Annotated in this window: 17 protein-coding genes; 7 read left to right on the forward strand and 10 right to left on the reverse strand. The window is 52.2% G+C overall.

The genetic code is table 11. From position 1 onward, the window contains the following. Positions 1-3: 3 nt before the first annotated feature. Positions 4-885 carry a helix-turn-helix transcriptional regulator gene (locus tag JIN87_RS22675; protein ID WP_200357920.1) on the reverse strand — a complete coding sequence of 294 codons (882 nt, stop codon included), beginning with the start codon at positions 883-885 and terminating at the stop codon, positions 4-6. A 240-nt stretch (positions 886-1125) separates the two neighbouring features. Between JIN87_RS22675 and JIN87_RS22680 the strand changes: the two genes are divergently transcribed. The 6 genes from JIN87_RS22680 (at position 1126) to JIN87_RS22705 (ending at position 7759) form a co-directional block, all read left to right on the forward strand. Beyond that, complete coding sequence (locus tag JIN87_RS22680) at positions 1126-2145, forward strand: aldo/keto reductase (protein ID WP_200357921.1); 1020 nt, start codon at positions 1126-1128, stop codon at positions 2143-2145. A gap of 111 nt (positions 2146-2256) precedes the next feature. After that, on the forward strand, positions 2257-3345 hold the full coding sequence (locus tag JIN87_RS22685) for a zinc-dependent alcohol dehydrogenase family protein (RefSeq protein WP_234033574.1): 1089 nt from the start codon (positions 2257-2259) through the stop codon (positions 3343-3345). A gap of 95 nt (positions 3346-3440) precedes the next feature. Beyond that, positions 3441-4952 (forward strand): MFS transporter, encoded by a 1512-nt coding sequence (locus JIN87_RS22690; protein WP_200357922.1) that lies wholly within the window; start codon positions 3441-3443, stop codon positions 4950-4952. A gap of 27 nt (positions 4953-4979) precedes the next feature. Beyond that, positions 4980-5414 (forward strand): L-fucose mutarotase, encoded by a 435-nt coding sequence (gene fucU / locus JIN87_RS22695; RefSeq protein ID WP_200357923.1) that lies wholly within the window; start codon positions 4980-4982, stop codon positions 5412-5414. Positions 5415-5703: 289 nt separating this feature from the next. After that, positions 5704-6957 (forward strand): fasciclin domain-containing protein, encoded by a 1254-nt coding sequence (locus JIN87_RS22700; RefSeq protein WP_200357924.1) that lies wholly within the window; start codon positions 5704-5706, stop codon positions 6955-6957. Between the two features lie 103 nt (positions 6958-7060). Further along, positions 7061-7759, forward strand: a complete 699-nt coding sequence (locus tag JIN87_RS22705; RefSeq protein WP_200357925.1) for a hypothetical protein — start codon at positions 7061-7063, stop codon at positions 7757-7759. Between the two features lie 15 nt (positions 7760-7774). Here JIN87_RS22705 and JIN87_RS22710 read toward each other — a convergent pair whose 3' ends face one another. The 3 genes from JIN87_RS22710 to JIN87_RS22720 all read right to left on the reverse strand — a co-directional run bounded on the left by JIN87_RS22710 (position 7775) and on the right by JIN87_RS22720 (position 14289). Then, entirely contained in the window at positions 7775-9460 is a 1686-nt protein-coding gene (locus tag JIN87_RS22710; protein ID WP_200357926.1) for a tetratricopeptide repeat protein, read from the reverse strand. A gap of 3 nt (positions 9461-9463) precedes the next feature. Further along, positions 9464-10726: an FG-GAP repeat domain-containing protein gene (locus JIN87_RS22715; RefSeq protein WP_200357927.1), complete on the reverse strand. Its 1263-nt coding sequence runs from the start codon at positions 10724-10726 to the stop codon at positions 9464-9466. 143 nt (positions 10727-10869) lie between these two features. After that, positions 10870-14289: a TonB-dependent receptor plug domain-containing protein gene (locus tag JIN87_RS22720; protein ID WP_200357928.1), complete on the reverse strand. Its 3420-nt coding sequence runs from the start codon at positions 14287-14289 to the stop codon at positions 10870-10872. A gap of 740 nt (positions 14290-15029) precedes the next feature. On the opposite strand from JIN87_RS22720, the gene JIN87_RS22725 reads away from it, so the two are divergent. Continuing rightward, positions 15030-16094: a LacI family DNA-binding transcriptional regulator gene (locus JIN87_RS22725; protein WP_200357929.1), complete on the forward strand. Its 1065-nt coding sequence runs from the start codon at positions 15030-15032 to the stop codon at positions 16092-16094. A gap of 13 nt (positions 16095-16107) precedes the next feature. Here JIN87_RS22725 and JIN87_RS22730 read toward each other — a convergent pair whose 3' ends face one another. From JIN87_RS22730 to JIN87_RS22755, 6 genes are all read right to left on the reverse strand, one after another. Continuing rightward, positions 16108-17526: an alkaline phosphatase D family protein gene (locus JIN87_RS22730; protein ID WP_200357930.1), complete on the reverse strand. Its 1419-nt coding sequence runs from the start codon at positions 17524-17526 to the stop codon at positions 16108-16110. Positions 17527-17528: 2 nt separating this feature from the next. Continuing rightward, positions 17529-19091, reverse strand: coding sequence for an arylsulfatase (locus tag JIN87_RS22735; protein ID WP_200357931.1), 1563 nt, complete (start codon positions 19089-19091; stop codon positions 17529-17531). A gap of 95 nt (positions 19092-19186) precedes the next feature. Beyond that, positions 19187-20647, reverse strand: a complete 1461-nt coding sequence (locus JIN87_RS22740; RefSeq protein ID WP_200357932.1) for an alkaline phosphatase D family protein — start codon at positions 20645-20647, stop codon at positions 19187-19189. 196 nt (positions 20648-20843) lie between these two features. Beyond that, positions 20844-22490 carry an apiosidase-like domain-containing protein gene (locus JIN87_RS22745; protein ID WP_200357933.1) on the reverse strand — a complete coding sequence of 549 codons (1647 nt, stop codon included), beginning with the start codon at positions 22488-22490 and terminating at the stop codon, positions 20844-20846. 202 nt (positions 22491-22692) lie between these two features. Continuing rightward, positions 22693-24222: an alpha-L-fucosidase gene (locus tag JIN87_RS22750; protein ID WP_200357934.1), complete on the reverse strand. Its 1530-nt coding sequence runs from the start codon at positions 24220-24222 to the stop codon at positions 22693-22695. A gap of 247 nt (positions 24223-24469) precedes the next feature. Beyond that, entirely contained in the window at positions 24470-25903 is a 1434-nt protein-coding gene (locus tag JIN87_RS22755; RefSeq protein WP_267909438.1) for a sulfatase family protein, read from the reverse strand. Between the last annotated feature and the right edge of the window lie 12 nt (positions 25904-25915).

A 25915-nucleotide genomic window follows, 5' to 3' on the forward strand; every position in this document is an offset into this window, starting at 1 on the left:
CGCTTACGTTTCCAAGCCACCTCGCTTAATCGTCCCCGGGAAGTGCGCCGGCGAAACACCGTATGTATTTTTGAATACACGCGAAAAATGGGCCGAATCCGCAAACCCCACTGCTTCGGCTGCGTTTTTGACCAACACGTTTTCTCGAAACAGTAAACGGGCCGCGTGGTTCATCTTCAGTCGAATGAGTTTCTTGTAGGGAGTCTCCTCATCGAACTTGCTGAAAAGGCGGGCAATATAGGCTTGGTCCAGATTCACCTGATCAGCCAACTCCGCGATCGAATTGAGAGCATGGTATCTCTCTTCGATCATGTCCTTACACTTCCGATAGCTCAAAAAAGCTGCCGACGCCCCTTCGGACTTCTCCTGCTCCGACTCCTCGACCTGCAGCAGCAAAACCTCCGCAAGCAAGTTACACGATCGTTCCGCCTTCGCTCCACCCCGACCGCCAAACTTCAACATCTGCCGAAACGTCTCTTCGATCCAGCGCACTCCAGAAAACTCCAGAACTTGCAGCTCCCCAAGCGGGCTTTTCTGAAAAAGAGACAAGGCCTCCGAGCCATGGATATCCACGAAGTACTTCGTTAGCGGATAGACTCCGCTGTTCTCAATCGTGAGGTCAGAATTCGGCATGTAGCCAAACAAACTGCCCGGTCGCAAATCGAAGGATCTCCCCCCGATCGTCACTTTTGCCCGCCCCGAAACCACATACTCGATCCCCACATAGCTAAACTCGTCACGGCTCACTTTATACTCTGGGGCGCACTTCTCCATCCCGCCGCAACTCACCCCGAAACGGGCCTCCGAGCGGGGATTCAGATTCAAGAAAAAGTAGGAGGCGTCCAAGACCTGCCGGGAAATAAAACTGGGGAGCGAGCTTTCCATTTCACCTTCAAGCAGCCTTCACTTCCCGTCAGAAGCAACCCGAAAGGTCAAAAATATCTATCTAGTGGTCACAAGGAGCCATTCCCAAGCACTTACAAAAACGATAGAGTAACTAGCCTCGACCGCCCACCCCGCGGCATTTCAACACAGACACTCCAAAACCCTCTCCGTCGTACGACACCGGCCATACCATGCCTGTCGCCACGCCCTAGAATCACAAAGACATCAAATATCATCAATATGTCCACACAGACACAGATCGATCCGCAATCCGTTCCAACACGGACCCTCAATACAGGCTCTAAAATGCCAGCCATCGGACTCGGCACCTTCGGCTCCGACCACGTCACCAACGAAACAGTCGCGGAAGCCGTCAAGGCGGCCATCGACATCGGCTACCGCCACATCGACTGCGCCTCCGTCTACGGCAACGAAGCCGAAATCGGCGCCGCCCTCAAGGAAGTCATCGACGCAGGCAAGGTTAGCCGCGAGGACCTCTGGATCACTTCCAAGCTCTGGAACGACAAACACGCCGAGGAGGACGTGCTCCCTTCCCTTCGTCAAACATTGGCTGACCTCCAGCTCGATTACCTCGACCTCTACCTCGTCCACTGGCCATTCCCGAACTTCCACGCCAAGGGCTGCGACGTCGACTCTCGTTCCGAGCTGGCTAAACCTTACATCAACGAGAACTTCATGAAAACTTGGCGCCAAATGGAAAAGGCGGTCGAGCTCGGTCTCGTTAAAAACATCGGCACTTCGAACATGACCCAGGCCAAGCTCGAAGTCATGCTTCCAGAAGCCAAGATCAAGCCAGCCGTCAACGAAATGGAGATCCACCCCCACTTCCAGCAGCAAGAGCTTTACGACTACGTGGTTTCCCAAGGCATCCAGCCAGTCGGCTTCTGCCCCATCGGTTCCCCAGCCCGTCCAGAGCGCGACAAGACAGCCGAAGACACCGTCGACACAGAGGATCCGGTACTCCGCGAGATCGCTGAAAAGCACGGTCTCCACCCAGCGACTCTCTGCGTAAAGTGGGCAGAGCAACGCGGCCAAATCCCGATCCCCTTCTCCACCAATCCTCGCAACATGGCAGCCAACCTCGCCTCAGTCGTTGGTGATCCGCTCACAGACGAAGAAATGGAAGCCCTCTCCAAGATCGACAAGAACTGCCGCCTCATCAAGGGCCAGGTATTCCTGTGGAAGGACGACCAATCCTGGGAAGACCTCTGGGACCTCGACGGCGTCATCGCCCAATAAGCACCTCACCATCTGTAGGGCCGGGCGTTGACCGGCCAATCAGCCGACTCATCGCGACGCCCTACAGCAATCACTCTAAAAAGTTCAATTTCAACCCCCTCTTAAAACACCATGTGCACCTCAGCCACTCATGACCACGCCACAATGAAAGGCGCTGTCCTTCCCGGTAACAGCACCACCGAGTTCAAAGAATTCGAAGTGCCAGAACCAGGGCACGGTGAAGTTCTCCTTCGCGTAAAGGCATCCACAATTTGCGGATCCGACATCCGCTGCATCTACCACGAACACCTCGGCAAAGGCCCAGAAGGTTACCAAGGCGTGATCGCCGGTCACGAGCCTTGCGGCCAAATCGAAAAGGTAGGCCCAGGATGCCGCCAGTACAAAGCAGGCGACCGCGTCGTTGTGTATCACATTTCTGGATGCGGCGTTTGCAACGACTGCCGCCGTGGATACATGATCTCCTGCACGAACGAAAAGTATCGTCGAGCTTACGGCTGGCAACGCGACGGCGGCATGGCCCCCTACATGATCGCCGAAGAAAAAGATCTTCTCTATCTCCCAGACGAGCTCAGCTACGTCGACGGAGCGCAAGTCGCTTGCGGATTCGGCACCGTCTACGAAGGCCTCGAAAAAATCGGCATCAGCGGTAACGATGCCGTACTCGTTACCGGCCTCGGCCCAGTAGGGCTCGCAGCCGCAGTGCTTTGCCGCGCTCTCGGAGCCAAGCAGATCATCGGTACCGACGCCATCGACGAACGCCTCCAAATCGCCAAGGACCTCGGTCTCTGCGATCACGTTCTCAAAGCAGGTCCCGACAATGTAGCGGATATCCGGGCCCTCACCGGCGGCCACGGAGTCGAGCGTGCGGTCGACTGTTCCGCCCACCACGCAGCTCGTAAGACCGCGGTCCAAGCGACTCGCAAGTGGGGCAAGATCGTCCTCATCGGCGAAGGCGGCACCATGGATCTCAACCCATCGCCAGACATGATCCACGACCAGAAAACCATCTACGGCTCTTGGGTTACGTCGACTTGGCGCATGGAAGAGCTTCTCGAAAAGCTCGTCCGCTGGGGCGTACACCCTGCCGACCTTGTCACCCACCGCTTCGCCCTCGAAGAAGTGGGAGACGCTTACTCGCTCATGGCTTCTGGCAAGTGCGGAAAGGTCGCCGTCTGTTTCGACGAAGAGCTCAACGCTTAATCCACTTCAAATTTGGAGCCCATCGCCCAGTGTAAACGGCGATGGGCTTTTCCCGTTTCAGTTTTGTATCCTAAAGTCTACTACATCAAATAATTATGAGTAACGCCACCCTAGACACCCCCCCGAACAAAAAATTCGACGTCGTTCCCAAGAACTACCTCATCCCTTTCATAATCACAACTTGCTGTTTCTCCCTGTGGGGATTCGCCAACGACTTCACAAACCCGCTGGTAAAAGTATTCGAGCAAGTATTCATCATCAGCACCGGCCAAGCCTCCTGGCTCCAGTTCGCCTTCTACACAGGTTACTTCTGTATGGCGATTCCCGCCGCATTCTTCATCCGTCGCTACTCCTATAAAGCCGCGATCATCCTCGGTCTCACCCTCTACGGCTGCGGCGCCCTAATCACGATCCCAGCCAGTATCGCTGCCAATTTCTGGATCTTCTGCTTGGCGTCCTACGTCATCACCTACGGCCTCGCATTCCTCGAAACCTCCTGCAACCCGTACATCCTCGCGATGGGCCCTCAGGAAACAGCGACCCAGCGCCTCAATCTCGCTCAGGCCTTCAACCCGATCGGCTCTCTCACTGGCATGGCGGTAGCCACCTTCATTCTCGCTCCTGGCCTACAAGTCGGCGAGTTCCGCGCAGAGCTCGGTGAGAACAATCCAGAGTACACCCAGTATCTCGTAACCGACGCTGCCGCCCTCCCGACCGGCGCCTCAATCGACGGCGAAGAGGTCACCCTCGCCGACGGCAACATCGTCCCACTCTACAAGGACGGCGTTCCAACCTTCGCTGACGAACTTCCTGGCGTGCTCGACGGCGCCGTACCGCACGCTCTCAAAGGCATGCGCTCAGGCGACCCAGAAAAGTTCCAAGCCATCCAAAGCGCTGACCTCGGCTTCGTCCGCAAGCCTTACATGGTGATCGCCGCAGTGGTATTCTTCTTCCTCTTCCTTTTCGCGGTAACCAAACTCCCGCTCTTCAAGCGTGAAGAGAAGGACGCGCCGTTCCTCACCGTCACCGCCCACCTTCTCAAAAAGGCTCACTTCCGTGAAGGCGTGCTCGCCCAAGGATTCTACGTTGGCGCGCAAATCATGTGCTGGACCTTCATCATCCACTACGGAATGGAGCAAGTGGGTCTCGACCTCGCAACAGCACAGAAGTGGAACATCGCTGCAATGATCATCTTCCTCTGCAGCCGCTTCATCTGTACCTTCCTCCTACGCTACGTCAGCCCAGGCAAGCTCCTCTTCATCTTCGCAGCCGGCGGGCTAGCATGCACAGTGGGAGCGATCTACCTCCCCGGCACGACTGGTCTCACCTGCCTCGTAGCGGTATCCGGCTGCATGTCCCTGATGTTCCCAACCATCTACGGCATCGCTCTTCGCGACCTCAAGGAAGAAGAAGCCAAGCTCGGTTCCGCTTACCTCATCATGGCGATTGTGGGCGGCGCAGTACTTACCAAGCTTCAAGGTGGTCTTATCACAGACTACGGCGTACGCGCGTCCTTCTGGCTCCCAGCAGCGTGTTTCGTTCTGATTGCGATCTTCGCCTTCCGCACGTTCGCGATCCACGAGAAGAAGTTTGACCACAACCACTAGTATTTAACTACCAAATACAAAGTTACCATGCTCATAGGAATATCCCCAAAACTCAGTCCAGAACTCCTCAACGCCCTCTACCGCATGGGCCACGGGGACGAGATCGTTCTCGCCGACGCGCACTTCCCCGGTGAATCCTTCAACGGCAACGTGCTCCGTGCAGACGGCCTCAAAATTGCAGAGTTGCTCGAAGGCATCTGCCCGCTCTTCGCTCTGGACGAGTACGTGGATAATCCACTCGGCATGATGCAAGCGGTCCCTGGCGACGAGCTCGACCCAACCGTCGAGGAAGGATACCTCGCCGCCATCCGTAAGACTTGGCCGGATACAAAGCCATCCGAACGCATCGAACGCTTCGCTTTCTACGAGCGAGCCAAGAACGCTTACGCTGTGGTCATGACAGGCGAGACCGCCAAGTACGGAAATATCATTTTGAAGAAGGGCGTTACACCAATCGCCTAGAAGCAAACCCTACAAACAAACTTCAAAAGCCCGGCCGCAAACGCGCCGGGCTTTTTTGCGTCCACTCCCTGCGACGCTCCCGACAATACAGCAAGTCACGGGATTAAGAATGAGCCACTTTTGAACCACCTTTTAAGCAACAACATCCAATTCAAACGTAATCCTCGTGCGTGTGTTATCACATGCGAGGTCCCACGACCTCGTCGGACAAGATTCGAACCATCACACGGTCCAAATCTGCGACTGGCTCTTGAAACAGAGCTGATACCTTCAACCGACTACGAAACTCATGAAACACACCACGCTCCGAACCCTTTCCCTACTCTTCCTGGGAATTACCGCTTTCATTCTCACCGCAACCGCAAACGCCTCTCAGCGTAGCCTCACCATTTTTAAAGCGGAGAACGATGACGGCTCCACATACTATCGAAATGGAACCGTGACGCTATCCGTATCCATGGATCAAGGAGAGAGCTTCAAAACCATCAAACGCGTCTACCTCCGACGAGGACTCGGAATCAGCTCCACTAGTTTCCTCAGCCACCTGCCGAGCGACTCTCTCGTGAAAGTCGATGCACGTCTCGGCAAATTCCGCGGAGACCGACCTGAACAATACACCTTCGTTGACAATCCCGATGACGTAAAAGACGAGCTGGAAAAGCTCTTCAAATTCTTCCGCACCGAGGTCAACCAATTCAACATCCCCGTTCAGTTTAGAGCAGATCAAACGATAGCCCAAGTGGCGAGCGGCGATCCTCAATTCAGCACGCTAGTCGCAGCGCTCGGAGCCGCAGATCTAGTGGGCACGGTAAACGGAGAAGGCTCGTTCACCGTCTTCGCCCCTACGAACGCAGCCTTTGAAAAACTTGGACAAGACACGATCAACTTCCTGCTCGATCCTGCGAACAAAGCTACGCTAACCGACATTCTCCTTTACCATGTGATAGTAGGAAACGAACTACAATCCGGTAGCGTCCTTGAGCGGGCAACGCTCAAGATGGCTCAAGGCGGCCTTGTTGCAGTTGATCCGGGAGCGGGGACCATCAACAGTTCCGAGCTCATTCTAACTAACATACTAACTTCCAACGGAGTCATACATGTCATCGACACAGTCTTAAATCCTGCTGACTCCGTCACACCTACTCAGAACATAGCCGAAGTCGCCACATCTGCCGGAGTGTTCACGACTCTACTGCAAGCGGTGGGGGACACTGGCATAGGGGGAGCTCTCGTAGACACCAACAACCCAGTCACAGTATTCGCTCCTAGCGACGAAGCTTTTGCAAAGCTCCCCGCAGGCCTGCTCGACTCACTGACCGTTGATCAAATACGCAATATTCTGCTCTACCATGTAGTACCAGGAGAAGTCCGCTCCGAAGACCTGTTTGGACTAGACGAAGCCGACCCACTCCTTGGACAACCGATCCAAGTAAACGGCGAGCTCGAGCGAATCAACAAATCAGACTTTGATCTACTGGATATCGTGACCACTTCGGGAAATATCCACATCATCGACGAGGTTCTCATACCTCCTAGCTTTTAACGTTCCGCTAAACCAGCAACGAAATCGCGCCAAACAGTCAGGACGGATCTCCGTCCTGACTGCCGCTGTATTCAAATATACACTTCAAAATAGTCTATTTCCTATGAACAGGTTTCTCAACTTAGGCGGTTACGCTTTAGCCTACTGCGTGGGGTTAGTCACCGCTTTCACCCTCCTACAGAAACAGCATCCTGAAAGCCAGAATGCTCACCCGATAAAGCAACAGACGGAATCGTCACCCCATCCATCCGACATCGAGAAACAACTCGCCAATGCGGAACGCGAAATAGTGAGGCTCCAAGATGAACTCAACTACGCACTTGAGTCAGCTGTTGAAAGCGGTTCCGTCGAAGAGACAATGATGCTTTCAGATGAAGTTGAGGGAGATGAGCTAGTCCGCGATCTAGACGTTCTCCTTGGTGGAGCCCTCAAGGATGAAGCCACTCGCCAGATGGAAATGGAGATCAACATCCTAGAACGCCTTATCGCTCTCGATAGCACTCAGGCTCAACAATTGAGGGCTGAAGCAGAGTCTCTCTGGAACCAAAAAGGGATTCCCGTCCCTGTTCATCTCACCCGGTTTAACTCGCCGTTGGGCGAGGCAATGCAAAGCATCCTAGATTCGGAGCAGTTATCCCTGTACAGCGAGCTAAGGGAGAAGAGTCGCTCGGATTGGATCGAGTCGCAATCACTTGCTGAGCTGGCCGAGCTACAGCTTAACAAAAGCTACACCGAAGCGGAGAAAAACGAACTCTACGGAGACTTGGTAGACAAGTACGCAACAAAGAGCCAACAGTGGTAAAAACGAAAGCAAGGGTCACTTCTGCAGCTTCCTAGCACGCTCCATCCACGTTTGGGCTTCTTGAGCGTTACCAGCCTTCATCTCGACTCCCGCCATCACCCTATAAGCAATAGCCGCTCTTGGATGTTGTTTGACTGCTGCTCTCGCAGTTGCCCGGGCGCTCTCCAGCTCATCTTGTTCGAGGTAAACGGCTACGAGACGCACCATTGTATCCAGATGTTTGGGATCAATCTTCAGACCTGATTCGAATGACAGTGCCGCTGCCTCAAGATCTCCCTCGAGTAGCTTCGCACTCCCCTCAAGCAGATGGTGCTGCACATTGAGCTCCGTCAAGCCATCCAGCTGCGGGTCGATAGCGACCGCTTCATCAATACACTTTCGAGCTTCGTCGAAATCCTTTTGCTCGAGATAGTGAGCCGCCAAAATAGCACGGCACTTTGGCTCGATCGGAGAGAGCTTTCGAACTTCTTTGTAATGCACAATCGCCTCTGCTTTCTCATTCTTAGCCCAAAGGAAATTGGCGAGAGCACTCTGGTTCTTTGATTCAGTCGGCTCCATCTCCACCGCTTTTCGGAATGCCAACTCGGCTCCACTCAGTTCCCTCGCCTTCTCCAGCAAAACACCACGCTGTCTCCAGAGCCCTGAGGCCTCGCCGGCAAGCTCAACGGCTCTCTGAGAAGCTGCCAGAGCGGCCTCGGATTCCCCGTTTGAATCAAGTTCCGAAACATAGGCGTAGTGAGCACTCTCATACGTTGAATCCAACTCGATCGCTCGCAGCAAAAGTTCAGTCACCTCTTCGGATGGGTCGCTCTTCTTGAGCATCTCAGCCAACTGAAATACCAGTCGTGAATTTTCAGGAGACAGCGAAACAGCCTTCTGCAAGAACTCGATCCCCTCCCTTTCGCGTCCACTCGCCTCTAGTATGCTAGCGATCACACTGAGGCGATACGGCTCTAGGCAAAACGGGTAGAGTTCCTCCATCCACTCGTCCCTTGGCTGATGATAGCGCTCCCCGTTCAACGCAGCTCGTTCGACACGTTTGAGCTGATCTTCACGCCCCATTCTGCGATAGATGTTCGTTAGCAAGGAATAAGCGGATACGATCTTAGAATCCTCCCTCAGTGAGTTTAGCAGCAGGCCCTCTGCCTGCGACCACTGCTTGCGAGCGATCTCTACCCTCCCGAGCCCAATGAATCCGTAAGCCTTTTCCGTCCCTATCTCCAGGTAGCTTCGGTAGGACGATTCCGCTTTCTCCAACTCACCTAGTTTCAGGAAAACCTCCCCCAGATAAAAATGGCTTAAGCCATAGCGATCATCCCTAGCTACCGCCTCATTCAGATGCTCCAAGGCCCTCTCTTGGTCCCCCAAGTCAAGCGCGATGCGTCCCGCGTAATAGTGCCATTTCGCCTTGCTATCGGGAAATGCAAATAACGACGCATAGACAGTCTGCGACTCCTTCAGCAAAAGATTGGCGTGATAAAAATAGGCCAAGGCCTCGAGAGGCTCTGAATCATTCGGACGTTTGGCGACTGCCTTTATCAAGGATTCATACTCCTCCTGAAACGTTTGGTTATAGGAATCCGCGTTCTGGATACCGTATTGCTCTTTTACAGGCTGAACATTCGGGGCACAGGAACAGAGGATAAGAGCTCCCATGATGGAGAGAACAGCGATAAGACCTTTCGAATAACTGCGACTCATTTTCTAGCGGTCCCAAAGGGTTAAGCGGGCAATTTTCTCGTACGGCGGATACGCGTGAAAAGATCCCGTCACGAGCTCCACCTTGCCGTCTTGGTCCATGTCCGCCGCTTCTACTACGATCAAGTGAGTCGGCGTCCTTGCCAACGGTTTCATCGTGAAGCGAAAGGCACCATCATTCTCAAAATACGCCATAGAGACCGAATTCGGACGATCCCAGAAATTGAAACCACTGACCGCAACGACGTCCAAGTCTCCATCTTCATCGATATCCACGGCAATCGGACTATAAGCTCCCGCCAACTCTCCGATTCTATGAAACTTGAAGTATCCATTTTTCCGATTCTCAAGCCATTGCACACCGTGCCAGGGTCGCGGTCCCGGCATCGCATAATCAAAGGCATCCCCATTGCTGTAGAGAATATCAGGCAAGCCATCGCGATTCAGATCTTCGATCGCAATCCCGGAGCTTCCGTAGTCTTCATTCGCCGAACCATAGACCGATCTTCCATCGAACGTCCCCTCCCCTTGATTCCTGAAAACATGGATTTCCTCCCATTCCTGAGACACCAAGGCGGCGATGTCCGGCAGTCCATCACTATCAAAATCGGCCACTGGGGCATGTATTCCACCGGAAAGATCGAGCAATGATTCATCCTTAAATTCCCAGTTACCTAAATTCTCCATCCAGCTGATCTCACCCTGATCGTATCCAAATTTAGCGATAGATAGATCCATATCTCCATCGAGATCGAGGTCAGCTGCCTGAACGTCCGTTACACGATCTACCCCTTCAGCCAATACCCGTTTCTCAAAGGTCAGTGCGTCGGTCTGCTCGAGAACGATAACCGAGCCAATCCGCTGATTGTTCGGGAAGATCACCCCCATGCTGGCAACGAGGATGTCTAAGTCTCCATCCAAGTCGATATCCGCGGCTTCGACATGAGCAGGCCCCTGTATCGAATCACCCACTACTTGCTCTTCGTAAACGCCTAGGGAGCTCTGCCGTACCCAAGCCACACGATTCTCTTTCCCTTCACAAATCAAGACGTCGAGCAATCCATCCTTATCTAAGTCGACAATTGCCAGATCGGTAATCCAAGGTCGTCCAGAAAACTCTCGGCCGATCGGTTCCGGAGTGAAGAGAGAAAGGCTGGAGTCATTCGAAGACTTTTGTGACGATGATTTCTTGTTCGAAACCGACTGTGGATCGGGAGAGCACGCTGCTAAAAACAGCAGGCTAAGGACTGGTAGAATTAAAGTTCTCAAGGGGTTGTTTGGGTTGGACCACGGGATCGGGTTGATACTCTCAGTCCGCCGGATTTTTGCAATATGTTGCCGCTTCTTTTCAAAAAAAGTGAGGCGCTACCTGAGCGCCTCACTTGTCAGATTAATTCAACATAAGAGGTTTTCTAGAATTCGAATGAGTTCGTGATCATCCAGGTACGCGGAGCCTTCTGTTCCCACTGGAGTATCGAACCATCTGTGTGCGCCACGACCGGGTAGATGTCGTTGTCGTCGAAGAGGTTTTTGACGTTCAGTTGAATACGCCAATCGATCTCACGATCAGCGACCGTAAAAGAGTGACGATACTTCACCCATGCGTCGAAGTCCCACAGCTCTTCACCCCAGATGGGGCGCGTAATATCAGGCACCAGAGTGAAAGACGCCGGGTTTATCGGATTGGTCTTACCCATGTATCCAATCGCTGACTCTGAGCGCCAACGAACCGCGCCTCCAATACCAAGTCCCTTGAACTTACCATCGTTAAATCGGTAATTCGTTATCAGGTTGGTGCGATACTTGCGTGAACGCGTATTGGCAGTTCCGACCTCCTCACGCGCCAAAGCCACAAGCGCTAGGCCATTCGGATGCACGAGGTTGTTGTTTCCGATGGAATCCGTACGGTTGATCGCCCACTGATCGCTCGGGTCGGCAAGGTAGCTTGGATTCCAATCAACGGTATCGTTGCTTACGTTTGCAAAACCATCAACCATGACGCCATCGATCTCAACCGACGGACCATAGAAATCCGCATCGGTTGGGTTCTTTGGCAAGTTGTAGTACTTTTCCCATACATCGATTCGCTGATCGATCGCCTGTAACGTATATGGCAAAGAGTTGAGATTCTTGGACTCGTTTTTCCCGAAGGTCAGAACGACGTCCCAATTCTCCAAAGGCTTCGCGTGTAGCTCTACTTCCATTCCCTCGGATTCATAGTCGCGCGTCATGCGAGTGAAGTCGGTAAACTCGATCCCTTCTGGCGAATAATCGTTTTCGAATGAAAGACCGAGGTCCGCAGCCCACTGTTTACGGTCATCCAAAGCTGGATCGGCAACGCCTCCAAAATTCTCGGGGGTCAGCTCTTCCCAGAAGTCCTCGATCCAACGATTCGAATTTCGGATAACGGTGAAACGTGTGCGATTGTAGATCCAGTCGAACTCAAGAGCGCCAAAGGCTGTCTGCTCATACCAGCTCACACGGGTAAAGAGCTTTCCTTCGAGCAAGTTCAACATGAACCCGTAATCCTCACCCTCACCATTTGCTGGAGGTAGTGAACCTCCCAATACAGACTGATACTGACCTTGCGGCAGGTAGCTATCTGACTCGTTGTAGAAGAGGCTCAGCCAATCAGTTGCCTTGAAAACAACACCCTTGGTCCGAGTTGTGCCATCGTCCGAGTAGTAAGGGTCGTCTGGAATCGGGTCCGGCTGGTACTCACCACGTTCGTCGCGAATCGTCGCCGGATCGCGAGTACCAAACTGGGTTTCCTCATCGTTTCTGACTCCAAAGGTAGTGATCAGCCGATTGTCCATGAAACGGCTTTGCAGCACAGCCATCTTACCCTCAATCTCGCGACGGTTGAGGATAGGACGCCCATCCCCAGAAAAGCCACCGATGACCTGTGGCCAGAAGTCTGGATCCTGCAGTTCGTAACGCCCTGGATAACGGATACTGTTTTCACCGCCGGTGAGTGGCATACCCGGAAAATCGATGTAGTAGCGATTCAGCAAATTGTTCTGACCGTCGCCGATATCGGAGAGGTTATTACCATTACTCAGCTTATAGTCGAATGCGTTGAACGCTCTCAGCTTACGCTGAAACTGCTCGATCTCATCCTTCTGATAAAGTACCGCGAGCGCATGCCGACCGAGGTGCTTGTTTTGCTCAGTGAAATCCATCTCGTACGAGGCGGTAAAACGAAGATTGTCCTGGTCGATCGTCTCGTGGAAGCCGATCAGCTGTCCTTCCGTGTAGTAACGACCTACGTTCGGATTTTCAATGAGAACGAACTCTCCATCACCGTCCCGAAGCTTATCCTGGTTTCGGTTCGGACGTGAGGCCCAGTTATAGGATGGATTGTCCGGTCCGCCAACGGTGCGGTTGAGTCTCCAGAGCGGAATGTAGTAATTGATATCTACATACACGATCGCATTTTCGCCACGAATTGGGTCGACGAAATAGCGACTCCACTCCTCGTGGTTCACCGCGAGTTCGACATACAAATCATCGGTAAAACGATGCTCGATACTGGCTCCGTAATTCTCGCCCTTGAAGTCAGTCGCAGACGTAAGGCCATGAATGTTGAAGTTAGTCGGAACAAGCGTGTCTTCGGGTGTGAACGTCCGGAAAGGCACATTCGGATCCGGGTCACCCACAGTGATCGCAGAATCCAAGAAGATGAGACCTTGGTAACCAAGGCCCTCGTAAATCGCCCGTGTTTCCGGATCCTCGATCACGGAGAACGCCGAGGGATCGAGATCGAGATGCCCATGCATATAGGTACGGCTTTCACCACTACGAAACTTTGAACCTGAATCGCGATTGAAGCCGAGAGCGTGTTGCTCGGGCTCTTGCAGAGCGCTTACCGCTATCGTCTGCCCTTCACGAGCTAATCCGTAGCCCGATGGAATAACCAGCTCGTCAACCCAAGTGGCACCATTGTCATAAGTCACACGATCGTTGAAGGAATCGATGAATGGCCGACCTGCAGCTTCCCATTGCTTGATCTCCTCCTTCGCCAGACGCCCACGAGCCTTGGACCGCGTGTTCTTCATGTGCTCGTAATTCGCACTGATCGTGGTGTTTTCGGTGGGTCTGAAGGTCAACGCTCCATAACGCCGAGCTTCGTCGTCGATTTCCGGATCCTTCCACGTCTCGATCTCCTGCTCCACTGCAGCAAAGCGAATCGCCAACTTATCCTCGATCAGCACCTTGTTGAAATCGACCATCACCCGATTTCCATCCTCAGAGTCGAACCGGTATTCCACTTCGTAGGAATCTTCATTGGTACGCGCCTTCTTCAGAGTCGCGTTCATCAAGCCAGCCGGACTTCCGATACCGTACAGAATGGAGTTTGGCCCCCGTGCGAGAGTGAAACGTTCTGAGTTGTAGGTATCCGCACGAAAACGGGTATCGAAGAACCCTCGCGTAGTCGTGCTCGCGACCAAGCCTCTTACGCGGCTTGAATTGGTGGAGGATACACCATGCCCCTCCGTATCATTAGATGAATACTCATTCTCATTCTCCGTGTTAACGGAGTACAAGTAAGCATCCTGGATATTGGTCGCTCCAATATCATCAAGGAACTCTTCGGTGAAAACCGAGATTGATGACGCGATATCGCCCAGGTTTGATTTCAAGCGGGTTCCCGCAAGAGTGTTCTGGGCTCGATACCCTTCGTTGTCGCTCGCTTCGACGCTGAAAGGTGAAAGTTCGAATATTTCGTTATCTTCAGTTCCATCCTGAGCAATCGAGATGGTAAACGGCAAAATGCCCGCAAGCATTACCGGAACAGTCCTCTGGGGACACCAGGTAGTCTTTGTTCGCATAGGTGTTTGTAGGTTGGGTTAGAAACACTCGCTCACGTATCCTGTGTAAGAATACACCTCTACGTGCTGCGATGATTCAAACTGAAGGGAAGAGTTGCTATCGACCTCGACGGGCGACCGAGAGATCGGCTGAAAGATCAGCAGCAACTGACTTGGTTCAGTTTGATTGATATGGGGTAAAGAAAACGGCGAAGAGATTCACTTACGCCAAAATGTTTTAATGGGGGTATTGGGTTGGGGTGCTAACTATGGGTAACGCGGCTGGGGTTAGCCTAGTGATTAGAGAAATTAAACAGATTCGTTAGAATAACAACTTTGGCTCTATTCATTTTTCGCTCTTTTCAAGCGATCTTATGCACTTTTTGTCCTTAGGGATAAATTTTCTAGCTAACATGTCGGGAAATTTACGATTGGTCCCGCGGCGGTCTTGGAAGTTTTCAACAAATCCTCCTCGGAAATTTCAGGCGCGACGTCCCGCACTACGCCTACAAAGCCCAAGATGAATGAGTACAAAGATCCCACCCATGACGAGGCAACTGCACCCTGTGGCTTAGGGTGTTTCTCAGTTCTCAAAGATTGGGGTATTATTTTGTGTTCTCGTATTCGCTTCACACTTACAGCGCACTCGAAATCTTCTTTGGCACAAACCGATGGTCCGCAAACCAAGTTTTATTGAACAGTTCGACAATTAAATTGATCGCGATACGTAATGCACTACTGTCACTTCACTCCCTTTCCCCATGTCAGATTCCAAACCAACCCTGCGAGATCTCGCCAAACACTTAGGGCTCGCCTTGAGCACCGTATCAATGGCTCTCAAGGACCACCCTCGCCTTGCCCAGTCGACCCGTGACCGCGTTAAGAAGGCAGCCAAGGAGCTCGGCTACACTCCCGACCCAAGAATCTCAAATGTGATGGGCTACTTGAAGAAGAAGCGGGCTGACAAACCGGTCGCCGCGCTCGCCTACGTGACCCGCTATTCAGAAGAAATCCAGCTCGATAAACACCCCGTTTACCACAACTATCTGCTCGGTGCCCGTGAACGTGCTGCAGAGCTGGGCTACCGTCTTGAATACTTCAATATGACCTTGGAGAGTCTTTCCGGCAAACGACTGACTTCGGTGCTCCAACACCGCGGGATCGAAGGCGTTCTCATCCCTCCAATATTCTCGCTAGATGATTCGCTGGACCTGGACCTCACGCAATTTGCGACAATCACCTTCGGATACAGCATCGATCACGAATTCATCAATCGAATCTCGCTCAACCACTATTCCGCTATTTTCAACTCCCTCGAGGAAGTCGCGAACCAAGGTCACAAGCGGATCGGCTTCATAATGGAGGACATGAAAGAGCGCGTTCAACACCGCTGGAAAGCCGCTCACCTCATGTTTCTGGACCTAAACAAGGATCAAGAGAAGATCCCAGCCTACGAGGGAAAGTTCAATCGAGACCGTTTCTTGAAGTGGTTTTCCGTATACAAACCTACAGCTCTCCTCAGCCAGAATATCGACTGCATCAAAGCGCTTCACGAAGAAGGTCTCACCTGCGGCAAAGATTACGGATTCGCCACCCTCTCCCGAGAGTCTAACGTCTACTATATTTCACAAATCGAAGATCCAAAACTACGAGTTCAACTCAAAGACCTGTCAGGCTTGGACCAAAATTCATTCTACACCGGTCGCTACGCTGTGGAATTCCTCGCCCAGCAAATTGCCCTCAACCAAAAAGGATTCTCCGAACACCCCAAGGTGACGCTCATTAAGGGAAAATGGCACAAAGGAAGCACCCTGCACGCAGTGTAAACAAACAGCCGAATCAATCCTCCACCGTCTCAGCTTCCAAAACATCTCGATTTAACACCTGACCATCCACTCCGTGGTGCGTTAAAACAGCCTGGGCCCTGCCATTCTCTCGCTTGATTTGGACCGATAAAAAACCGCCTCGCACCTTCAAGTACTCATGCATTGGAGTTCTCCGGTCTTCGCTGTAACCACCTGCGTGTTGATCAGAGGCTGAGCCGCAGGCGTATTCCCTCACTCCCGTCTCAGTATCTTGTGAAACGTACTGCCAGTGCCGATCGCCGCAGATAACGAACATGTTCCTCTGCTTCGAAATGAAGGTTCGTATTTCATTCCCTTCGTGGGAAAAATTGACGTTCGCGTGATTGTCGAACTTGTTTCCTCGATCAGGTCCCACAACAGGCGTAGGGCTTATCAGGATACGAAAGGTTGCATCCGACTTCTTAACCGATTCAAAAAACCACTGTTTCTGCTCTTCTCCCCAAATCGTCTTCTCAGGACCATCGGGTGCATCGTTTGGACTTCGAAAGTCGCGCCCCTCAACCAACCAAATCTGCAGGTCTTTACCCCATCGAACCGTGCGATAGGTTTCCTTACCCATTGGCACTTGCTCGCGAAATATCCACAAGCCTTGATCCCAAGTGAGATCTCCGTATCGATCACCAGGGGTACTATCGTTTTTCACTGTATCATGGTCATCTTTGATAAAGTAGGATGACACCTGATTGTGGAAGGCTTTCTGATAAGGTAAGGAATACATTCGGTTCCATTTGTAGCGGGCGAGCTCAGAATTCCGTGCCTTGGGATTCGAACGTTTGTAGTCGTAGTAGACAATGTCCCCGGTATGCACAAAAAAATCCGGATCCACATCCAGCATTGTCGAATAGATGGTGTGACCGTTTGGCTTATCGTCCCTGCGGCTAAACTCCTGGCAAGAGACAACCGTAAAACGAACCGGTTCAGCTTCATTCTCAGAGGGAGCAGTGCGGAATCGCCCTTTGATGGTCTGCCCTGGTGCTCCGTCTGGCGTTCGTGAATACACAGCGACACGATACTCCTGATCAGGTAACAAGTCGCTGAGTTTGATCTGTGAGGTAAAATCTTTTTGGGGATCGACAGCGCCCCAGCCAGATCCACCAACTCTTACGCCTTCAAGCCACCAGTCGACTTTAACGTCTCCCCTTGCTCCAGGAACCGAGTACTCCATCTCCTCCAGCGATTTGCCTGCCGGCAAAGACTCATTATCCCCCCAGGATAATCCCTTCAGATTCCGATCAGAAAATTGAGTTAGGCGGGTCCATACGATAGCGGAGTTCGAATCGACTTCGCCGATTTTAATTCCGTTTGCCAGGAAGACCTCAGCTTTGATTTCAGCGACTCCAAGCGAGCATAGAGCAAACCCTAGGGCCATTAATAAAAGACGTAATCGAGGCATACCTATTCCTTTCCTGCTGGAGTTGAAGCATACCAGGCTTCGTGCATGCCGATCAACTGAGTTAGCTTTTCTGGATACTGTTCGGCTAGGTTCACGGTTTCGGTTAAATCCTGAGACATATCGTAGAGCTCCCAGCCCTTTCCATTATCAAGGGCTTTCCATTTTTCGTGGCGGACCGCTTTGGTCTTCTTCCATTGCCAGAATAAAGGTGAGCTCCGTTGCGACTCTTCTCCCTTGAGCTGGGATAGAAAGCTCTCCCCAGCCATAGGGAAAACATGTTCTCCCCTATGCTCGCTTGGGTACTCGGCTCCTGTAATCTCAAGCAAGGTAGGCATCACGTCTATGAAATGCCCGGTGAAAGTGGAGTTGATCGAACCGGGCTTCGCCTCAATTCCAGCCGGCCAATGTACCACGAACGGCGTACAAAGCCCACCTTGGTAGCTATTCACTTTGTAACGACGAAACGGCGTGTTTGAAACATTCGCCCAATCCTCTAACAAGGACGCCCAGTAACCCATGGTTCCAATCAGCTCGATATCGTTCCCATCTTCGACACGTGGCGTTTCCTTATTGCCCTGTTTCTCAGCGTTCTCAGCCGAACTCCCGTTGTCTGAGGCAAACATGATCATCGTATTCTCAAACTCGCCCAACTCTTTGAGTTTCGCAATAAGCCGACCGATGTTCTGATCCACTCGGTCGATCATCGCCGCATAGACTGCCATCTTTCGGACTTCGATTTTACGCTGACGATCACTCAGCGAATCCCATTTTCCGTGAGTGGCTTCCGAAAGCGGCGAGAGCTCATCTACAAGCCCTAATCGCTTCATCTTCTCGTAACGAGCAGAGCGGATCGTTTCATAGCCAACTTCGTATGTATCCAAATACTTGGCAATATCCTCAGGCCAGGCGTGCAACGGATCATGCGGAGCCGTGTAGGACAGATAGAGAAAGAAAGGCTTATCCTCCCCTTTGTACTCTTCCAGGTAATCAAGAGCGTAATCAGTATAGGAATCCGTCGAGTAGAAGTCCTTTTCTGGAGGCGTGTAGGGACGAAGCGTTTTATCATCGATCGCCCAGCCCCGTCCATTGATGGTCTTGCGAGCAGGGTCCACCTCCCCTTCGCGTTGCACCCCGGGGTTGAAGTGATTCGTCGCCCCATCGAGCAAACCGAAGTAGCGATCGAACCCGCGGTCGAACAAGGACTCTTGCGAGTGATGTTTGCCGGAGGCCAAAGTCCGGTAACCCGCCCCCTTTAAGACCTCGCCCAGCGTTACTGAATTAGTGAAGCGTTTGTACTTCGCATGCATCCCGTTTTGCTGGGCATAGAGCCCTGTCAATAGGCACGCCCGAGTCGGAAAGCACTTGGACGTGTTGTGCATTTGAGTAAAGCGAAGTCCATTCTCAGCGAGACTATCTAAGTGCGGGGTGGCAACTTCTCCGCCATAGCAGCCAATGTCACTATAACCCATGTCATCGACCAGGATGAAGATAATGTTCGGCTTATCGCTGCCCGATACAAAAAAGGCAGAGATAAGAGAGTATAGAATAATTAGATACAATCGCATGAACACTCGGGGTTGGGGTTTATCTTAGCTCACGACTCTAAAAAACTGTAGGTCGCCGCGTCGAGGCGACAATGGAGGCGGGTCAGCGCCCCGCCCTACAATTTGTGACTCAGGTGGCTTAGTTCAAGCGTAGTCGCTCGAACGACTTCTCCATCTTGGTTGATGGCTTTAAAGGTAATCGTCGGATCATCCGTGGAAAAATCGAAATCCAACTCCCCCCAAAAATTCCCGATATTGTAGGACCACTCAGCTTGTTTACGCGTATTGTGGGTGTGGATATTGGTTACTTTTGCAGAGAGAAACTCGTAAAGCGGGTATCCATCCGCCCTCTCAGTTTTCCAAAGATCCGTTCGATGCCTATCCCCTGCGAGCAGCACGACTCCATCGATCTTCTGCGCGTTGATGAAATCGAAGATCTCATCGCGTTCCGCTTTGTAGTGTTTGCCAGCCCAAGAGTCAGCCCCTCCCTTGTCCGCAAGATCATGCCACATGGTTCCGGAGCAGAGCACCTTAAAGGTAGCCGTAGATTTCCGCAGAGACTCCAATAACCAGAGCTTCTGCTCTTCCCCAAGCATGGTATTGGATGTATCTGTTTTGTCCTTACGATCGGTACGATAGAAACGCCCGTCCAACATGAAAAACTCGACATCGCCCACGGTGAAATTGTGCCAGGTGCCGGGAACCTTCGGGTCGTGACTATAAAATGGATTGTTCCAATTCTGCTGAAACACTTCTAGGTTTGGGAGCTTCCAAGGCTTTTCTAGACCGGGACCACCGGCGCAATCGTTAGCTCCGATATCGTGATCATCCCAAACCGCGTACATGGCTGTTCCTGCGATAAACTCCCGGTACTCCTCCCTCAACATGCGGCGATAGTAGTGAAGCCTCTGCACATCACGCCGCTCAGTCGCGTCGATGTAAACATTATCCCCCAAGCCAAGGTAAGCCAATGGCTCGGTCCCAGCCATCGTCCGCCAGATCCCTTCGTGTACCGGCACGTAACGAGAACAAGCGCCAAACGCTACCGAATAGCGTTCCTTAGTCCCTTTCTCCGGATAGGTCTGAAAACGGTAGGTTTCATCGGCGATCACCTTACCGTCCAAAACCACTGTGTATTCGTATTCAGTAAGTGGATTGAGCCCCTCAACCGTAACCACTCCCGTAAAATCGCTACTGGCGGTCGTTTTCACCGCTTCGGAACTAAGCTCTCCTATCACAACCTTAAACTCCGCCTCACCCGCTGTACGAACCCAGAATCGAGCCGAACTCGAAGTCACCGCCCCGACCATCGGACCATTAAACAGCTTGAGATCGTGTTTCTTGATCAACTTGCGAAACGTGGGCTCTTCGAGCAGATCAATCAGACTTCCCTCCGAACCGAAGCGTCCAGGGGGAATCGTGTCGTCCGTCCCTTCAACACCTCCGCGCAGAGCTTCGATCATGTACGGATCGAGATCCAGCATGACGGGATCCGTCTCACCTTGGGTAATTGGCGGTTTCGCAGACAACTGCAGGGCAAAAGCGCCAAGCAAAGTCAGGGGTACGAGCTTGTTCATAAATAGTCTAGTTATCTGGTTATGTAGGGTTGGACCTGGGTCCAGACCGCGTCGCGCAGCTCCTTCACTGATTTGCTATCTGGTGCGGTCCATAACTCTAGCGTCTAATTAATTTAGTTTTTAAACAAATAGAGCAAAATGCAAGAGAGGATGTCTTTCTCTCGGCATTCTCGGCCGCCCCACCTTCGAAACTTCCCTATTTCGCCTCCAATCCTCTAACGATGAAAATGGCATCCGCCTCGTAACGCCAGGGACGCCAATCCCAGAAACCGAGATCCTTGTATACATAGGGAACCTCTTCAGTGAACTCGCCGGTCAAGGTATTGAACCACTGCTGAGTCGCGTTCTCGTAGTTGAAATCGCGCGAGATTTGAACCTTCGGCGAAGCGTAGTGATTCTCCTTGGGCACATAGAGCATGATGATTCCGTCTTCTTTGTTCGTCAGGTTGTATCCACTGGAATTTCCTCGTGGATACGGTTCACAGTTCTCGAATCCAACAGTATCGAAAAGCTTCCGCATATGCGTGAAGTACTCGAACTTTGGCTTAATGAAGTCATCCGGTTGCTCGTATGGATTGTAAATCAGAGCATTCCAAGATGCTCCTTGCCAGTAGTAGGTCGTGTATCCGCCCGCAAACAAGCACATGTAGTTTCTCCGTAAACACGCCTCCGCATTCGCGTACGCTCCTGGGAAAACAACATAAGGCGATTCTTCATACCCACCGTGCTCGATGTTGAAGATCGGCATTTTCGGAAACTCGTTTTTCGCCTCGAGCATATGTTGGTAGAGGGTGTGTTTCCAATTCTGCATCGAGATGAAATCCACCTCATCCGGATGGTTCCGACAAAACCCGTAGTCGTGCACAGATACCAGACGATCGTAGGAATCCACCCGTCTAGTACGCTCTATCCGTTCTGAAATATACTCCTTGGTTGCCCGTGTTCGGTGCAGCGCTTCCTTGGATACATCCCAAACGATATTGGGAAACGCCTGGTAGCGCTTGATCACATAATCGTAGTAGCGATTGTCCGCCTCGGACTCCATTTCTGGCCAAGCGACCAGCTTGTTCCAAACGTAGATCATGAGATGGCTCACTATCTCGTTCTCATGCATCTCAGAAATCACCTTGTCGAAGTGCCGGAAGAACTCGACGTTTAAGGAGCTGTAGTCAGAGTCCGAGTTCGATCCGAGAAATGGAAAAATGTCTTCACGTCCACCAAACTCATGGTGCGGATTCTCCGCCAATCGCGGATCCTTAGGCCAAGAAACGTCATAGGAGTAAACGTTCATCACGATCTGATTGAACCCGTATTGATTCAACAATGACAGTAGATGCTCGGTCTTCTTGATGTTCCCATTTCCGTAATCGAGGGCGAATAACCAATCGCATTCGAATGCCAGATTGAAGTAATGCGTTCCATCCTCGTAGAAGAGGCGGTCGGGATGCTCCTCGCTCAGTACAATACCGCCATGCCGGTCATCCTTCTGATTCTCGCTTACGAGAATCCTCCCCTTCTTTCCATTCAGGTCCTCGAGCTCAGACTCAATCGCGAAACGCTTCTCGCCCACCGTAGCACTCGAGTAACGGAAAACCCACTCGTCATCCCCATTGTAGAAAAGTGGGATACGCTGAGTGTCAGCACTGTCCTCGACCACGGCATAGGCCTTAACTTCAAAAGGATCGAAGACGTCTCGTCCCAGCTTGTAGACGAGATCGACGACTTCCCACTGCTGGCATCGGACAACATCCTTCTTTCCATTAGAATTCGACTCCTTGATTTGCGCGAAACCCAACGGGCTTCCAACCAGAGCAAGTAAGAGTGCAGCGATAAACGTCTTCATAGGGGCAGTGGTCTCAATAGCATCTAATGCCCCACAAAGTGGCGAGTCTACCGCACGCTTAAACGCTACAACAGGTCAACAGTTACAGCGGATGCCTACTTGCCTAGGCCCCACTGTAGGGCGGGGCGCCGACCCGCCATCGTTAAGTGAAGCCAATGTCGCCTCGGCGCGGCGACCCACAGTTATGCGACCCTAGCCCTAGCTACCGACGCACGACCTTCAAGGAGAACGCATGCTCACACGGTCGCTCCTCTGGCATCTTCACCAGCAAGGCGTCCGGCGTGTGCTCCCACTCGAGCACTCCGTCGTGACCTAGCAAGCTCACCGATTCGATCTCGCCAGGATAGAGTTTCCCTCGTGAACCCAAAGTTCGAATACGCAGCTCCTCACCCGGCCAATCCATCACGATCGCATAAAGAGCCTCCTCGTTTTGGGTGAAACGTATATCCTCCTTTGTCCAGTTCGGGATATGCTTGTCAGGGACACCCCACTTACCGTGGGCGTGGTGCCCCGGATAGGTTTCCTCGGTCGGCCCTTCGCCGAAGAAGTGCCATGGCATAGTATCGTAAATCGCTTCTCCATTGACCTTCAACCAGTCACCCAGGCCATATAGCTCAAGCTTGATCTCCTCCGAAAACGTACCATCCGGCTTAGGCGGGACATTTAGCAGGATACGCCCATTCTTGCTGACCATATCGACCAGCAAATCCACCAGGTGGTTTGCAGACTTCACCCGATTCTTCGGATTGTAGAACCAAGGGGCCGGATAGTGATCATGGTGCATCAGATTGATGTCGGCCATCCAAGGGTCGTACTGCAAACCAACGAGGCTACCGTTCTCGATATCACGCACCCCTACTCCCGGCGGAAGATCAAAGGTCTTGTAGATAACCTCGACCTCCTTGCCCCACTCCAGACCTTTGTTGAAATAGTGAGCGATCAGCTTCTTTTGGTATGCCTCGCGGATTCCGAGAACTTCATTGTCGGCGTCTGGCAGCAAACGCCCCTCGATCGCATGCCCCTTTAAGTGCTTTCCAACAGTGCTGCCGAAACCGGTATCAAGCCAGACCATGTCCGGCTGGTACTTGTGGATCGCTTCCGAAATCCGATCGAACCACGAATCAAAGATGTCATCGCCTATCCGACCTTGATTGGAGGTCGCATAAGCGGAGTTGTCCTCACGCGGATCGAGGTGGGTTTCGTTATCCCAGGCCATCCGTCCCCACATGACTCCCCAGATATTGTTCGTATGAAAGGAGTTGATCACCTTCATATCTCGTTCCCTCAACTCAGCCGCCAGGTCCCCATAGATATCGATTCCAGGGCCCTTCTCGACCGAATCCCAATCCGTCAGGTCGCTATCCCAATTCAAAATGCCGCTGCCATGCCAAGCAACAGGTCCTCCAAACTGCGCTCCAGCTGCCTGGAACAGGTCCACCCACTCCTTCGCATCGAAGTTCTCGCCTTTCCAACGTTCGATCGCCTCTAGACGCGAAAGCTCCTCATCCTCGAATTGAGTCTGCACAGCCTGGAATCCCCAGTGGCAGTAGATGCCAAGCTTCAAACCATCAAACCACTCTGGAGTATGGTGCTTCCGCAGAGACATCCAGCTCGGCTCGAAGGCATCTGGTTGTTTACTCTCTTGGCCATTCATGCCGAGAGGAAGAGCGAGGCCCAACAAGAGGGATAGGCCAACGTATTCACGTTTAAAGGACAGGTGTTTCAGTTTCATAGTGCTACTTCGAACTGATGCTTTGAGTAGGTATTTGTTATAGGTTGTTTTAGGCAACTGCTACAGAAACCTAGATTACCGTCTACAACACCGATCCAAGTAAGACGAACCTGAAGCCCCCTTAAACGCTATAACGAAGCCGCTACATCCATAAGCCTACATGCCTATCCTAACTCCCAGCAGGACAGAGTCATCGAGCCACACAGCTTGCGGTCCCAAAATCGACAGTCAGTCTCCCGATCCACATCTAATTCTTCATTTGTGGCTCTGTTCGCAATGGACGCCACTTATCCACCGGCTTGTACGAGTCTCCTAGATAGTCGCCTCCCGCGTGACTCTTCTCCACGCTTTCGAAGAATGAAGCCAACTCCTTTTTCATCTCGGACACGAGTTCCGGTTTCATGTTGGCGAGGTTCTTTCGCTCAGCGCGATCTTTCGACAAATCGTAGAGTTCGTGCTCGGGTAGCAGCAGCTTGTACTTGCCCCGGATGATCGAGCTGTTCTTGGAACTAAAACGGAACGGGATCGACTTAGAGCGCCACTCTCGTTCGCCCTGCAAAATATCCAAAACGTTTTCACCATCAATCGGGCGATCATCTGGCATCTCATACCCAACAATATCAGCAATCGTCGGAAAGTAATCCAGAGTGGTGAGGATCGAATCGTTACGTGTTCCCGCTTCAATCTTACCCGGCCAAACCGCAAAGGCTGGCACCCGCACTCCACCGTCGTGCAACGCCCGTTTACGCCCCCGCAAGCCATCGGTCACTCCCATGCGACGCCCTTTGGCCTCCTTACCTTCTGGTCCATTGTCGCTGCAAAAGAAAATGAGTGTGTTTTCAAATTGACCTGTCTTTTCGAGTGTATCCACAATCCGACCGACCTGCTCATCCATTTCCGTGATACAGCCATAGTAGTGAGCACCCTCAGCGTGGCCTTCATACATTTTTAAGTACTCGGGACCGGCCGCAATATCCTCATGTGGTGCATGGAACCAACAGACAGTGAAGAACGGCTTTCCTTCCTCAGCCGCATCTTCGATGAATGGTACCATTCGATCCACTACCACTCGGGCAGCTCCTCCTCTTAAACTCTCATCCTCCCCATCAACCGCGACACCGTTCTCGTAAAACGGATTCCCAATCGCCCGCTTTCCTAGGCCAGGATCCCAAGTAGATACGGCCGACTCAGTAACGAAGGAAGCATCATAGTCACGCAACCAAGGTGGAGCAAAATTCAGTGCGGGCTTTCGCTTAGCCCCTTTGGAGGACTCGGTCTTACTGAGCGTGCCTAGATGCCACTTTCCAAAATGCCCTGTTGCATAGCCTTTCTCCTTCAACATCCGAGCCAGCGTAATCTCTTCGTTTGGCAAATGCCCAGCGTTGGCTGTCCAAATCCCCATCCGGTCGTGGTGACGGCCCGTCAAACAGGTCGCCCGGGTTGGAGAACAAACGGAGTTGCCGGAGTAAAAATGCGTCAAAACGACTCCGCGTTCCGCAAGTCGATCCATGTGCTGGGTATTTATCAGCGTATTACCGTTAAAGCCTGTATCTCCATAACCGAGATCGTCAGCCATAATCAGGATTACGTTGGGCCGTTCGTTTGAGAAAGCGGTCCCATGTAAAACTAAACCGAGTAGTGAGCAAACCACTACTGTTCCGAAAAATCGAGCTCTGTTCATTTTGAAAATCTG

It is taken from the genome of Pelagicoccus mobilis (assembly GCF_016595505.1).
Classification (GTDB): Bacteria; Verrucomicrobiota; Verrucomicrobiia; order Opitutales; family Opitutaceae; genus Pelagicoccus; species Pelagicoccus mobilis.

Excerpts from the sequence above, each read along its gene's own strand:
- JIN87_RS22690 (WP_200357922.1), top strand. The coding sequence starts at position 3,441 with ATGAGTAACGCCACCCTAGACACCCCCCCGAACAAAAAATTCGACGTC.
- JIN87_RS22735 (WP_200357931.1), bottom strand. The coding sequence starts at position 19,091 with ATGCGATTGTATCTAATTATTCTATACTCTCTTATCTCTGCCTTTTTT.
- JIN87_RS22740 (WP_200357932.1), bottom strand. The coding sequence starts at position 20,647 with ATGAACAAGCTCGTACCCCTGACTTTGCTTGGCGCTTTTGCCCTGCAG.
- JIN87_RS22755 (WP_267909438.1), bottom strand. The coding sequence starts at position 25,903 with ATGAACAGAGCTCGATTTTTCGGAACAGTAGTGGTTTGCTCACTACTC.
- JIN87_RS22680 (WP_200357921.1), top strand. The coding sequence starts at position 1,126 with ATGTCCACACAGACACAGATCGATCCGCAATCCGTTCCAACACGGACC.
- JIN87_RS22745 (WP_200357933.1), bottom strand. The coding sequence starts at position 22,490 with ATGAAGACGTTTATCGCTGCACTCTTACTTGCTCTGGTTGGAAGCCCG.
- JIN87_RS22720 (WP_200357928.1), bottom strand. The coding sequence starts at position 14,289 with ATGCGAACAAAGACTACCTGGTGTCCCCAGAGGACTGTTCCGGTAATG.
- fucU (WP_200357923.1), top strand. The coding sequence starts at position 4,980 with ATGCTCATAGGAATATCCCCAAAACTCAGTCCAGAACTCCTCAACGCC.
- JIN87_RS22685 (WP_234033574.1), top strand. The coding sequence starts at position 2,257 with ATGTGCACCTCAGCCACTCATGACCACGCCACAATGAAAGGCGCTGTC.
- JIN87_RS22700 (WP_200357924.1), top strand. The coding sequence starts at position 5,704 with ATGAAACACACCACGCTCCGAACCCTTTCCCTACTCTTCCTGGGAATT.
- JIN87_RS22705 (WP_200357925.1), top strand. The coding sequence starts at position 7,061 with ATGAACAGGTTTCTCAACTTAGGCGGTTACGCTTTAGCCTACTGCGTG.
- JIN87_RS22730 (WP_200357930.1), bottom strand. The coding sequence starts at position 17,526 with ATGCCTCGATTACGTCTTTTATTAATGGCCCTAGGGTTTGCTCTATGC.
- JIN87_RS22750 (WP_200357934.1), bottom strand. The coding sequence starts at position 24,222 with ATGAAACTGAAACACCTGTCCTTTAAACGTGAATACGTTGGCCTATCC.
- JIN87_RS22725 (WP_200357929.1), top strand. The coding sequence starts at position 15,030 with ATGTCAGATTCCAAACCAACCCTGCGAGATCTCGCCAAACACTTAGGG.
- JIN87_RS22675 (WP_200357920.1), bottom strand. The coding sequence starts at position 885 with ATGGAAAGCTCGCTCCCCAGTTTTATTTCCCGGCAGGTCTTGGACGCC.
- JIN87_RS22710 (WP_200357926.1), bottom strand. The coding sequence starts at position 9,460 with ATGAGTCGCAGTTATTCGAAAGGTCTTATCGCTGTTCTCTCCATCATG.